This window comes from Pseudomonas sp. MWU16-30316 (genome assembly GCF_020515645.1).
In the GTDB taxonomy this organism is placed as follows: Bacteria; Pseudomonadota; Gammaproteobacteria; order Pseudomonadales; family Pseudomonadaceae; genus Aquipseudomonas; species Aquipseudomonas cerasi.
This window is the reverse complement of sequence record NZ_JAIZAZ010000003.1, coordinates 1-12,876: the sequence shown is the minus strand read 5'-3', so window position 1 is coordinate 12,876 and position 12,876 is coordinate 1. Positions and strand designations below refer to the sequence as shown.

The 12,876-nt window shown below is 61.7% G+C and carries 7 protein-coding genes; 6 read left to right on the top strand and 1 reads right to left on the bottom strand.

Annotation, left to right across the window (positions count from 1 at the left end; translation table 11 throughout):
• The first annotated feature begins 124 nt into the window (after positions 1 to 124).
• The 6 genes from pvdM (at position 125) to LCH65_RS11160 (ending at position 10,673) form a co-directional block, all read left to right on the top strand.
• Entirely contained in the window at positions 125 to 1,519 is a 1,395-nt protein-coding gene (pvdM, locus tag LCH65_RS11185) for a pyoverdine-tailoring dipeptidase-like protein PvdM (RefSeq protein WP_060708903.1), read from the top strand.
• Entirely contained in the window at positions 1,512 to 2,792 is a 1,281-nt protein-coding gene (locus tag LCH65_RS11180; RefSeq protein ID WP_065350141.1) for an aminotransferase class V-fold PLP-dependent enzyme, read from the top strand. The genes pvdM and LCH65_RS11180 overlap by 8 nt, the downstream gene beginning before the upstream one ends.
• A gap of 47 nt (positions 2,793 to 2,839) precedes the next feature.
• Positions 2,840 to 3,706 carry a formylglycine-generating enzyme family protein gene (locus LCH65_RS11175; RefSeq protein ID WP_046719683.1) on the top strand — a complete coding sequence of 289 codons (867 nt, stop codon included), beginning with the start codon at positions 2,840 to 2,842 and terminating at the stop codon, positions 3,704 to 3,706.
• A 68-nt stretch (positions 3,707 to 3,774) separates the two neighbouring features.
• Positions 3,775 to 5,451, top strand: a complete 1,677-nt coding sequence (locus LCH65_RS11170; protein ID WP_003433157.1) for a cyclic peptide export ABC transporter — start codon at positions 3,775 to 3,777, stop codon at positions 5,449 to 5,451.
• Between the two features lie 306 nt (positions 5,452 to 5,757).
• The gene (locus LCH65_RS11165; RefSeq protein WP_046719684.1) at positions 5,758 to 7,989 is read left to right on the top strand and encodes a TonB-dependent siderophore receptor; all 2,232 of its coding nucleotides are present in this window, start codon (positions 5,758 to 5,760) and stop codon (positions 7,987 to 7,989) included.
• 272 nt (positions 7,990 to 8,261) lie between these two features.
• On the top strand, positions 8,262 to 10,673 hold the full coding sequence (locus LCH65_RS11160; protein ID WP_054081914.1) for a TonB-dependent siderophore receptor: 2,412 nt from the start codon (positions 8,262 to 8,264) through the stop codon (positions 10,671 to 10,673).
• Between the two features lie 783 nt (positions 10,674 to 11,456).
• On the opposite strand, the gene LCH65_RS11155 is transcribed toward LCH65_RS11160, so the two are convergent.
• Positions 11,457 to 12,876 (bottom strand): thioesterase domain-containing protein (locus LCH65_RS11155; protein ID WP_226439469.1); only part of this gene is annotated, 1,420 nt, incomplete at its 5' end.

Sequence of the window (12,876 nt, the reverse complement as noted above, 5' to 3'; positions counted from 1 at the left end):
AGACAAATTTAGCGCTGCACACACATCCATGAGCCCGCGCTAAATTTCTCGGTGATCCGCTCGTTCTCCACCAGATAGCAACAGCCGTCGCAGGCTGCGCAACGGTTAACCACACGAGACGGAAATGACAAGACCGCGTTGGAAAAAAGCTCTCTTCATCGGCCTGCCACTGGCCCTGGCGATCAGTGCAGGTACGGGCTTTCTGGCCTGGAATTACTGGTCGCCAGCAGGCTACCCGGTCAAGGTCATGCAGCAGGCCGACGACCTGCAGGAGCGGATCATTTCCTTCGACAGCCACATCACCGTGCCGATGAAATTCGGCAGCGAGGGCAACGAAGCCGACAAGGACGGCTCGGGGCAGTTCGACCTGGTGAAAGCCGCGCGCGGACGCCTGTCCGGTGCAGCGCTGACGGTATTCGGCTGGCCGGAGATCTGGAACGGCGACAACGCCCCGCATCGTCCGACACCCGGTTTCGTCGACGAAGCACGCCATCAGCAGGAAGTGCGCTACCGGATCATCAGCGGGCTGGTGCGCGATTTCCCCAATCAGGTCGGCATCGCCTACACCCCGGACGACATGCGCCGCCTGCACGGCGAAGGCAAGTTTGCGATCTTCATCAGCATGCTCAACGCCTACCCGCTGGGCAATGACCTGAGCCTGCTGGACCACTGGGCGGCACGCGGCATGCGCATGTTCGGTTTCAGTTATGTCGGCAATAACAGCTGGGCCGATTCTTCACGTCCCCTGCCCTTTCTCAATGACACGCCCGACGCTCTGGGCGGCCTGTCGGAGATCGGCAGGCAGGCCGTGCAACGCCTCAATGACCTGGGTGTGATCATCGACGTGTCGCAGATGTCGAGCAAGGCGCTGCAACAGGTCAGCGAGCTGAGCCGCACGCCGATGGTCGCCTCGCACTCGGCGCCGCGTGCGCTGGTGGACATCCCGCGCAACCTCAGCGACGAGGAACTGCAGCTCATCAAGCGCAGCGGCGGTGTGGTGCAAATCGTGGCGTTCCCAGCCTATTTGAAGCCGCTGACCCAGAAAACCCAGAACAAGCTCAATGCGCTACGCAAGGACTTCGACCTGCCACCGCTGCCGAACCTGGCCATGGCGCTGATGCCCGGCGACCCGATCATCACCGTCTGGCCGGAGCAACGCTTCGGCGCCTATGCCAGCAAGCTGTACGCGATTCTCGAGGAGGAGCCCAAAGCTACGGTCAAGGATTTCGTCGACGCCATCGATTACACGGTCCGCAAAATCGGCATCGACCATGTCGGCATCAGCTCCGACTTCAACGATGGCGGTGGTGTGAAAGGCTTCAACGATGTCAGCGAAATCCGTAACGTGACGGCCGAATTGATCGAGCGCGGCTACGCCGAAGCGGATATCACCAAGCTCTGGGGCGGCAACTTTCTGCGCGTCTGGGAGCAGGTTCAGGCGGCTGCCCGTCCGGATGTGAAACACATGAATCTCTCAAACGCCGCTACCCGACCCTCAGGCGCAGACGCTCATGACTGATCGCAGAACCTTTCTCAAACAGGCCGGAGTGCTGGCCGCAGCCCTGCCACTGGGCTCCGGCCTGGCAACAGCGGCCATGACGCCAGCCACTCAGCCGGCCTCCACGGATAAATGGACGCGCCTGAAACAATTGTTCAATCAGGACCCGGACTACGTTCACCTCTCGAATTTTCTGGTCACTTCGCACCCCGCACCGGTTCGCCAGGCCATCGAACAGCATCGCGCGCATATCGACCGCAATCCCGGTCTGGCCATGGACTGGGATCTGGGAGAGACCGAGCGCCGCGAACACGAGGTTCGCGTCTGGGCGGGCAAGTACCTGAAGGCCCAACCCGGCCAGATTGCCCTGACCGGCAGCACCACTGAAGGCCTGGCGATCATCTACGGCGGTATTCATGTGCGCCCGGATCAGGAGATTCTGACCACCGAACACGAGCATTCCTGCGTCCGCGACATCCTGAAATTCCGCCAGCAGCGCGACGGCACGCAGGTTCGCAAGATTCGCCTGTTCAAGGACCCGGCTACCGTCTCGGTCGACGAAATCATCGGCTCCATCGCGCGCAGTATCCAGCCGAAGACGCGCGTGCTGGGCATGACCTGGGTGCAGTCCGGCAGCGGCGTGAAACTGCCCATCGGGGCCATCGGCGATCTGGTCGAGGAACACAACCGCAACCGTGACGACCAGGACCGCATCCTCTATGTGGTCGACGGCGTGCATGGCTTTGGCGTCGAGAACCTCGACTTCCCGGAGATGAAGTGCGACTTCTATGTCGCCGGCACCCACAAGTGGCTGTTCGGTCCACGCGGTACCGGCATCGTCTGCGCCCGCTCGGAACAGGTCAAGGACCTCACGCCGCTGATCCCGACGTTCTCGGAAGCCACCGGTTTCAGCACGATCATGACGCCCGGCGGCTACCACTCGTTCGAACACCGCTGGGCGTTGAACGAGGCCTTCAAACTGCACCTGCAACTGGGCAAGGCCGATGTGCAGGCACGTATTCACCAGCTCAACAGTGACCTCAAGCAGCGCCTCAAGGCCCAGCCCAATGTCGAGCTGGTGACGCCCATGGATCCTGCGCTGTCGGCGGGCTTCAGCTTCTTCCGGCTCAAGGGCCAATCGTGCGACGACGTGGCGGCCTGGCTGATGAAGCAGCGCATGGTCGTTGACGCGGTGAGTCGCGACGTCGGCCCGGTGGTGCGCACCGCGCCGGGGCTGCTGAACAGCGAAGCCGAAATCGATCGCTTCATGACGCTGCTCGCCCGACGCGCCTGACACGCCTGCACCGTTCACCTGTTTTCCGTTCTCCATCGAGACCCGTCATGAAAAAAACATTGCTGCCCCTGTCCGCCCTGCTCGGTCTGTTGCTATGCGGTACCACCCTCGCCGCCACGCCCGCGGCAGCGCCCGCGCCCGGAAAAGTGTTCAAGGACTGCAAGGACTGCCCGGAAATGGTCGTGCTGCCTGCGGGCACCTTCACCATGGGTGCGCCCGAAGAGGAACTGGGTCGTCAGCCGGACGAAGGCCCGCTGCACGACGTGACCTTCGCCAAACCCTTCGCCATCAGCCGTTTTCAGGTGCTGAGCGGCGAGTGGAATGCCTATATCAAGAGCTCCGGCTACACGATGCCGGATGGCGATACCCGGCCAGGCCGCGAGTGCAAGGCCGGCAAGCCGCGCTACCCGCTGAGCCCGCGTCAGCCTGCAGTGTGCATGGACTGGAACGAAGCCAAGGCGTATGTCGAATGGCTGTCGAAAAAGACCGGCAAGTCCTACCACATGGTCAGCGAAGCCCAGCGCGAATACGCGGCACGCGGCGGCAGCAAGGGTTCGTTCCCGTTTCCGATGGACGAAGGCAAGCCCTACAGCATCGCCAAACATGCCAACACTTACGGCCCGGAAGACGGCTTCAGCTACACGGCACCCGCTGGCAGCTACAGCCCCAACGATTTCGGCATCTACGACGCCCACGGCAATGTCTACGAATGGACTGCCGATTGCGAGACCAGCAACTACAACGGCGCGCCCACCGATGGCAGCGCATGGCTGGCCGGTGATTGCACCTGGAAGATGATTCGCGGCAATGACTGGACCGAAGCGCCGATCTTCTCGCGCTCCGGCAACCGCAACAGCCGCCAACCGGATGTAAGGGGTGACTGGCTGGGTTTCCGGGTCGCCCGCGACCTCTGACCGATTTCATGCGCACCCTCGGCCGGCGATAGCCCACGCCGCACTCACGGACACTGACGAGACACACCATGACCCGCACAACTGAAAGCCTCGCCCGGGAAACCCTGAGAATCCTCAAGCCATTCTGGTGGCTGGTGGCGCTATCGACCGTGCTGGGGATTGTCAGCGGCCTGAGCGTCACAGGGCTGCTGGCCACCATCAACAACGCGATGAACATGCCCGGCGGGCCGGACACGCAGACCGCGCTGCTGTTCGCCGGATTGTGTGTGCTGACCCTGGCGTGCTCGACCCTGTCCAACCTGTCGACCAATTACGTCGGCCAGCGGGTCGTCGCCAACCTGCGCCGCGAGCTGGCAGCCAAGGTGCTGGTCGCGCCCATCGAGCAGCTGGAACGCTATCGCGCGCACCGCCTGATCCCGGTGCTGCTCAACGACGTCAACACCATCAGCACCTTTGCCCTGTCGGTCGCGCCGATGGTGATTTCGTTTACCGTCACCCTCGGCTGCCTGACCTATCTGGCCTTGCTGTCCTGGCAGATTCTGGCGCTGACGGTACTCACCGTGGTGCTCGGCACCGGCGCGCAATACCTGGCGCATGCGTTCGGCATGCGCAGCATTCTGGCCGCGCGCAACAGCGAAGACGAATTGCAGAAGCACTACCAGGCGCTGTCCGCAGGCGCCAAGGAGCTGCGCATCCAGCGCAAGCGTCGTCAGCACATGCTCGACGAGAAGATTCATGGGGCCACCGAACACATCTGCCGCTCGAACATTCGCGCTGCCAATATCTTCGTCAGCGCGGAAACCTTCGGCTCGATGCTGTTCTTCGCGGTGATCGGCATGGCCATCGCCTTTCAGGCGCTCTGGCCGACGACCGAAAAGACCGTACTGGGCGGCTTCGTGCTGGTGATGCTGTACATGAAAGGCCCGCTGGAGCGCCTGATCACTGCCCTGCCCGGCATCAGCCGTGCGCAGATCGCCATGCGCCGCATTGCCGAGCTGTCATGGAAATTCTCCAGCCCCGAACCGCACCTGCTGGTCAGTGACCGCCCGACGTCGCTGCCCAGCATGCACACGCTGGAGCTGCACAACCTGCGCTATGACTACCCGCCCGTCGAGGGCAGCGATGCCTTCCACCTCGGCCCGGTCGACCTGAGCATCAAACAGGGCGACATCGTGTTCATCGTCGGCGAGAACGGTTGTGGCAAGACCACGCTGATCAAGCTGCTGCTGGGACTGTACACCCCGCAACAGGGTGAGATCCGCCTCAATGGCCAGCCCGTCAGCGCGGAAAACCTGGATGACTACCGCCAGCTGTTCACCACGATTTTCGCCGACTACTACCTGTTCGACGAGCCGTTGCAGGGGCAGGCCGCGCTGCCGCAGGACGCGGGCAAATACCTGGAGCGCCTGGACATCGCGCACAAGGTCAGGATCGAGAACGGTGCCTTCACCACCACCGATCTGTCGACCGGTCAGCGCAAGCGCCTGGCCCTGATCAATGCGTGGCTGGACGAGCGGCAGGTGCTGGTGTTCGACGAGTGGGCCGCCGATCAGGACCCGGCGTTCCGTCGCGTGTTCTACACCGAACTGCTGCCGGAACTGAAGCAGCAGGGCAAGACCATCATCGTGATCTCCCATGACGACCGCTATTTCTACGTCGCCGACCAGTTGGTGCGGATGCAGGCCGGGCAGATTCAGGTCGAACAGGTTCGCAACGAAACCCGCGATAAAACCATTACGGCGTGATTCACTCGCACCTGAAACGCCCCGCCCGGCCCGTCCGCGAGCGGGGCTTTTTTTGCCTGGCCGCTCCGCGCCACCCTCAATTGCTAGCCAAGCGCCATCTTTTTTCGTGGATTGTGAAAAAAACATTAAATAAACGTTATTCGCTTTCGTTCTCATTAACAGCGAATTGCGCGCCCAGCCATCTCTCGCGCAACGCCCCATAAAAAAAGTGGCTCACGCCTGCCCGGTCGACGGCTGGACCCGACTGCGCAGGCCTGAACGACGCTCCCAATCTCCTTGCCGATACTCACTGGAAAGAGCCAATTCATGCACAACCCGTCACGACTCACCCCGCTCAGCAAAGCGTTGATGCTCAGTCAGATGTTCCGCTCCCGGCCATCCATGGCGGCCATGGGTCTTGCGCTGTGCATGCCGGTCGCCGGTCAGGCACAGGAAACCGTCGCAGACGATTCGAACACCACAGGCACCGTCAATCTGGCCCCGACTGCAATCGACTCGCATTACCTGGGCACGACCACCGACGGCACCGGTTCCTACACCACCGGCGCAGTGAGTATCGGCAAGGGTGCACCGCAATCGCTGCGCGAAACACCGCAATCGGTGAGCGTGGTGACTCGGCAAGTCATGGATGACAACAACCTCACCAGCCTCAGCGACGTGCTGGAAGACACCCCGGGTATCACTTTCCAGTACCGCAACTTCGGCGGTCACGTGTACACCTCGCGCGGCTTCTCGCTGCTGGCGGAAAGCTTCCTGGTCGACGGCATTGGCGGTCAGGGCTATCAGATCACCGGCTGGATGCAGCCGGACATGGCCATCTACGACCGTGTGGAAGTGCTGCGCGGCGCGTCAGGGCTGTTGGTCGGTGCCGGGCAGCCCGGCGGCGCGGTCAATCTGGTGCGCAAACGCCCGACTGCCGATAACAAATTCTCGATCACCACCCGCGCCGGTTCCTGGGACCAGTACCGGGTCGACCTGGATGGCAGCGGCAAGCTCAACGATTCGGGCACCCTGCGCGGGCGCATGGTCGCGGCCTACGATGACAGCGGCTCCTATCTGGATGGTCGCGACAGCCGCACCCCGCTGCTGTACGGCATCGTCGAAGCCGACCTGAGCGATGACACCACCCTCACCATGAGCCTGCGACGTCAGGAACAGGTCATCAACGGCTACTCGATCTATGGCCTGCCACGCTACAGCAACGGCCAGTCGCTGGGCCTGTCGCGCTCGACCAACCTGGCGCAGAAGTGGAATCGCCATGAAAGCGACATGACCGAGGTGTTCACCGAAGTCGCGCATCGCTTCAATGAGGACTGGACCAGCCGGACCTCGCTGACCTATTCCCAGGGTGGCTTCGATCAGAACATTGCCTACGCACGGGGCGCAGTGAATCCCGTGACGCTGGCGGGCTCCAACTTTCAGGGCACGCTGTTTCGCAAGGACGAGGTCGACAGCGTCGGTCTGAACAGCCAGCTGGAAGGCAACTTCAACGCGTTCGGCCTCGAACATCAGGTGACCCTGGGTGCCGACTGGTCGAAGCAGAACGCCAACACGCATCAGGCGACCGTGACCAGGCGCACCGCCGTCAACGTCTTCGATGTCGATCAGAGCGCTTTCGCCAAACCAGCCCGTCCAGCCTGGCAAACCGACATCGACACCACCGAAGAACGCGCGGGCCTGTACGCCAACACGCGCATTCACCTGAGCGAACCGTTGAGCGTGGTGCTTGGCACGCGCCTCAGCTGGTATGACTACAAGTACGACGTCAAAACCGGTGCGGCAAACAGTTACGAATCCAAGCAGACTCAGGAATTCACGCCGTTCGCGGGCGTCATCTATGACATCAACGACAGTTGGTCGTGGTACGCCAGTTATGCCGACATCTTCACGCCACAGGCCAACTACGTCTCCGCTGGCGGCTCGCCACTGGACCCGGCCATCGGCTCCAACTACGAAACCGGCTTCAAGGGTGAGCTATTCGACAAGCGCATGAACCTGTCGATGGCGCTGTTCTACATCAAGCAGAAAGATGTGGCCGCCGTTGATGTGAACACCACTGAACTGTGCCCTACCAGCTCCGACGGCTCCTGCTACCTGCAGGACGGCATCAGCCGCAGCAAGGGCGTCGATGTCGAGGCCAGCGGTGAGGTGTTACCGGGGCTGCAAGTGTTCGGCGGTTACACCTACAACATGCTGCGCAACAACGGTGATTCGGATGTGGCTTACGAAACACCGAAACACATGCTGCGCCTCAACACCAGCTACAACCTGCCGGGTGCCTGGAACCGCCTGACCCTGGGCGCCGGTGTGTCGGCGGATTCGGGTTACGAAGTGCCGTCCAACAAAGAGCTTGGCGTGGCCGGTCGGGCCATCTGGGATGCCAGGGCGTCGTGGAAACTGGACGAAAACTGGAAGGTGTCACTCAACGCCGAAAACCTGTTCGACCGCAAGTACTACACCACCTCGATCGCCACCGATCGCTCCAACGTCTACGGCGAACCGCGCAGCTACGTCCTGACCTTGCGGGGAGATTTCTGATCTAAGTAAACGATAGGCGTGATTCTAGCGCCTACGCTCTGCATTCAGCGTTATATACAAGCCCGCTTTTGATTCTGGCCGAAGGCCGTGGGAGCGAACTTGTTCGCGAAGACTGTAGTTCAGACGATGCATTTTTGGACAACATACTGGCCCATGAGCGTTCGAGCGAGCGGAACGCTGGGGGCCGGGACACTCCGCAAACATCTGCATACCACCAACTCCACCGCAAATGCATTATCCTTCGCCATTGATCTCAACGAGCCATCCCTCCCATGCAAACATCCTCCAGCCGTCTGCGCACAGGCCGCGTGAAAACGCTCGGCCTGCGTCTGGGCAGTGTGGGGCTGGTGCTGGCGTTGAGTGTCCAGGGACAGGCTCTGGCGGAGGAGTTCGAGTTCGATATCCCGGCCCAGACACTGAGCAGTGCCCTGAAGGAATTGGGCCGCCAGTGCGATCTGCAAATCCTCTACAACCCCGACGACCTGAACGGCAAGCTCAGCAGCCCGGTGCACGGCAGGCTGACGCCCGAACAGGCCGTCGCCGACCTGCTGAAAAAGGCCAACGTAGCGCACAGTCTTGAAGACAACACCCTGACCCTTGGCGCTGCTGCCTCCGCACAAACCATGAGCCTCGGGCCGGTGGCGATAAAGGGCGATTCGTTCGGCATCACCACCGAGGGCAGCGGCGCGTATTCGGCCACCGGCGTGAGCATCAACAAGACCGCTCAGTCGCTGCGCGAAACGCCGCAGTCGGTCACCGTCATGACCCGCCAGGTGATGGACGACAAAAACCTCACCGGCCTCGACGAGGTGATGGCACAAACGCCCGGCATCACCTTTTCCCAACGCAATTTCGGCTCTCATGTCTTCAGTTCGCGAGGCTTTGCGCTGGAGGACGAGAGTTACATCATCGATGGCGTGGCTGGTCAGGGTTACAGCGTGACCGGCTGGATGACCCCGGACATGGAAATCTACGACCGCGTCGAAGTGCTGCGCGGCGCGGCCGGTCTGCTGATTGGCGCAGGCAACCCCGGTGGCGCGGTCAATCTGGTCCGCAAGCGCCCGACCGCCCTGCCGCAGTTCTCGATTACCACCCGCGCAGGCAGTTGGGACAACTACCGGGTCGACCTGGATGGCAGCAGCAAACTCAACGATTCCGGCAGCATCCGCGGGCGTTTTGTAACGTCCTATGAAGACCGCGGCTATTTCACCGATGGTCTGCAGAAAACCGCGCCGCTGTTCTACGGCATCCTGGAAACCGACCTGAGCGAAGACACCACCCTGACCCTGGGCGTACGTCATCAGAACGCCGACACCCAAGGCTTTTCGATCTTCGGTCTGCCCCGCTACAGCAACGGCAAGGCCATCGACCTGCCGCGCTCGACGTCGCTGGCCCAGGACTGGAACCGCCACCAGACCCGCACTGACGAAGTGTTCAGCGAGCTGGAAACCCGCTTTGACGAAAACTGGAGCGGCACACTGTCGGCAACCCGCTCCGAGGGTGCTTTCGATCAGAAGGTGGCCTACGCACAGGGCGCCATCGACCCGGCGACGCAGAGCGGTTCCCGACTGGTCAGAACCCTGTTTCGCTCGGACGATATCCATAGCGATGGCATCGACGCGCACCTGGACGGCCGGTTCGACGCCTTTGGCCTGAGTCACCAGTTGACCGTCGGCGGTAATGGGTCCGAACAGAAACGCGAGTCGCGCTATGCCACGGTCAACGCCAATCAGCCGCTGGCTATCTTCAACCCCGACCACGACGCGATTGCCGAACCTGTGCGCCCGGCCTGGCGCCGTACCGACTACAGCGACAAACGTTATGGCCTCTACAGCAACCTGCGTCTGAGCCTGACGGAATCGTTGAGCCTGGTGATGGGCGGCCGGGTCAGCAGCTATGACTATCAGACCACATCCGCAGGCGTAACCCGTCGCGCGCAGGAGGACAACCAGGTCACGCCGTTTGCGGGGGTCATCTACGACCTCAACCGGGACTGGTCGTGGTACGCCAGTTACACGGATATTTTCCTGCCGCAAAGCGCCTATCGAACGGCATCAGGCACGCTGCTTGATCCGGCCATCGGCGCCAGCCACGAAACCGGAATCAAGGGCGAACTGTTCGACAAACGTCTGAACGTGTCACTGGCGCTGTTTTATGTGAAGCAGAAGGACGTAGCCGTCGAGGATGACGCTAACGCCGGCCAGTGCCTGAGTAATGATGCCTATGGGACCTGCTACCTGAACGGTGATATCCGGCGCAGCAAGGGCGTCGACATGGAAATCAGTGGCGAGCCGTTACCGGGATTGCAGACCCTCGCCGGGTACACGTTCAACATCACCCGCGGCAGTGACGGACAGTCCATTTCAGCAGAAACACCCCGGCATATGCTGCGCCTGACCAGCAGCTACACCCTGCCCGGCGCCTGGCGTCGGTTGAGCGTCGGCGGCGGGGTTTCGGCGCAGAGCGGCTACTCGGAACACCAGTCGACCCAGCCCATCGATAACGCTGGCCGGGCCATCTGGGATGCCCGGGTCGCGTGGAAAATCGACGAACACTGGTCGGTGGCGCTCAACGGCAACAACCTGCTGGATCGCAAATACTACAAGGCCACCGGCGACATCGACCGCGGTAACTATTACGGCGACCCGCGCAACTACGTCCTGACCCTGCGCGGTGATTTTTAAGCGACGCTTGCCCCTCGCGATCAACAGCGGACACCTATCGTTCCTCACGCTCCGCGTGGGAATGCCGTTCGTGACGCTCTGCGTCACAATCGATACCGCGCCACGCACTCAAGAGAGGACGCAGAGCGTCCAGAAAGGCATGCCCACGCTGGAGCATGGGCACGATGGTGCTCTTCAAAACGCGTCTCATCCCTCACACTCAAGCCCTGACCCTATCGTCCCGTACGCGCCAGCCAAGACACCCATCGCTCCTCGCACTCCAGCCCGGACACCTATCATTCCTCAAGCTCCGCGTGGGAATGCCGTGCGTGAAGCTCTGCGTCACAATCGATACCGCGCCACGCACTCAAGAGAGGACGCAAAGCGTCCAGAAAGGCATGCCCACGCTGGAGCATGGGCACGATGGTGCTCTTCAGGACGCGTCTCATCCCTCACACTCAAGCCCTGACCCTATCGTCCCGTACGCGCCAGCCAAGAAACCCATCGCTCCTCGCACTCCAGCCCTAACACCTATCGTTCCTCACGCTCCGCGTGGGAATGTCGCTCGTGACGCTCTACGCGCGCCACGCACTCAGAGAGGACGCAGAGCGTCCAGAAAGGCATGCCCACGCTGGAGCATGGGCACGATGGTGCTCTTCAGGACGCGTCTCATCCCTCACACTCAAGCCCTGACCCTATCGTCCCGTACGCGCCAGCCAAGACACCCATCGCTCCTCGCACTCCAACCCGGACACCTATCGTTCCTCACGCTCCGCGTGGGAATGCCGTTCGTGACGCTCTGCGTCACACCAACCGCTCGGCAAGCCCCTGCAAAAATGCTTCAGCGATCACCAGGTTGTCGTGTCGTTGATCAATCGTCGTCGAGCTGCGCAGTCCGTTGACCGAGCACTGTTCCAGCAGCACTGCTTCAGCCTTGGCAATCTGCCCCGGTTTGCGGCTTTGCCCTGCCCACCAGCAATCGGCCTTTACATTGAGATTCTTCAAGGTAAACGCCTGGCTGAGTTTCGCGTTGGCTTCCAGCAATGTGTAACCGGTTTCGATTTCGTCCTGCACCGCAATGTCCTGGAACATGCTGCGCAGGTTGTCGACGTTCATTGCGTGTTGCAGCGCGATCTGCTCGATCACTCGATCAATCACTTCACTCTCCCCGGTCACCGACTGCCGGGCCGTTTCGATCAGGTCGACAATGGTCTGCTCCTGCAAGCCCGGCACAAAGGCCTGCAGGCTCTTGATCAGGCCGCGGTAGTAGTTTTCGCCCTGCTGCTGCGTGGTGACGTGCGGGTCCTCCTCGACCCATTCCATGCCAGCCGATGTCGGTAGCTGGGTGTCGACCAGCCCGAGAAAGCTCACCACCTCGCCAGCGCGCTCCAGCACATGCGCGACCTCAATGGCCAGCGCGCCACCCATCGACCAACCCAGCAGGTTGTAAGGCCCGTGTGGCTGGGTCGTGCGGATCAGCTCGACGTAGTAGTCGACCATGTCCGGCCACGACGTATCGAACCAGCCCGGCACCACATAGGCCTTGTTGACCAACCCGTAAACCCGTCGGCTGTCGCCCAATTTGCCCGCCAGCGGGTAATACGAATACGTGCCACCACCGCCTGGCGGCAGGCAGAACAGTGGCGCATGCGTCGAGCCATTGGCGTTCATGGCGATGACCGCCGATTTGACCCTGGCTTCATCCGCACGCATGAAATCAGCCAGCTCGCCCAGGGTCTGCAGCAACAGCAAGTCATGCAGCTTGATGGAGATATCGAACGTCTCGCGAATCCTGCCCGCCAGTGAAACCGCCAGCAGCGAGTGCCCGCCCAAGGCAAAAAAGTTGTCGTTGAGCCCGACCCGTTCGACGTGCAACACCTGCTCCCACAACTCAGCAAGACGCTGCTCGAATGCAGTGCGCGGCGCCACGTAACCCTGCTGTGAGCGGGCCACGTCCGGCTTAGGCAGTGCTCTGCGATCCAGCTTGCCATTGGCGGTCAGTGGCATCGAATCGATAAATACGAAGTAGCCCGGCACCATGTAATCCGGCACATGAGCCTTGAGATGAACCTGCAGACGCTCGCGCAGAACGTCCGGCGCCTCAGCGGCATCGGTCGGCACCACATAAGCGACCAATTGCTTGCCGGACGCCCCGTCGATGTCGATCACCGTGGCTTCGCGCACGGCGGCATGCTCATGCAGACGCGCTTCGATTTCGCCCAGC

Bases quoted from the DNA above. Each gene is read 5' to 3' on its own strand.
- pvdM (WP_060708903.1), top strand. From the start codon at position 125: ATGACAAGACCGCGTTGGAAAAAAGCTCTCTTCATCGGCCTGCCACTG.
- LCH65_RS11170 (WP_003433157.1), top strand. From the start codon at position 3,775: ATGACCCGCACAACTGAAAGCCTCGCCCGGGAAACCCTGAGAATCCTC.
- LCH65_RS11165 (WP_046719684.1), top strand. From the start codon at position 5,758: ATGCACAACCCGTCACGACTCACCCCGCTCAGCAAAGCGTTGATGCTC.
- LCH65_RS11160 (WP_054081914.1), top strand. From the start codon at position 8,262: ATGCAAACATCCTCCAGCCGTCTGCGCACAGGCCGCGTGAAAACGCTC.
- LCH65_RS11175 (WP_046719683.1), top strand. From the start codon at position 2,840: ATGAAAAAAACATTGCTGCCCCTGTCCGCCCTGCTCGGTCTGTTGCTA.
- LCH65_RS11180 (WP_065350141.1), top strand. From the start codon at position 1,512: ATGACTGATCGCAGAACCTTTCTCAAACAGGCCGGAGTGCTGGCCGCA.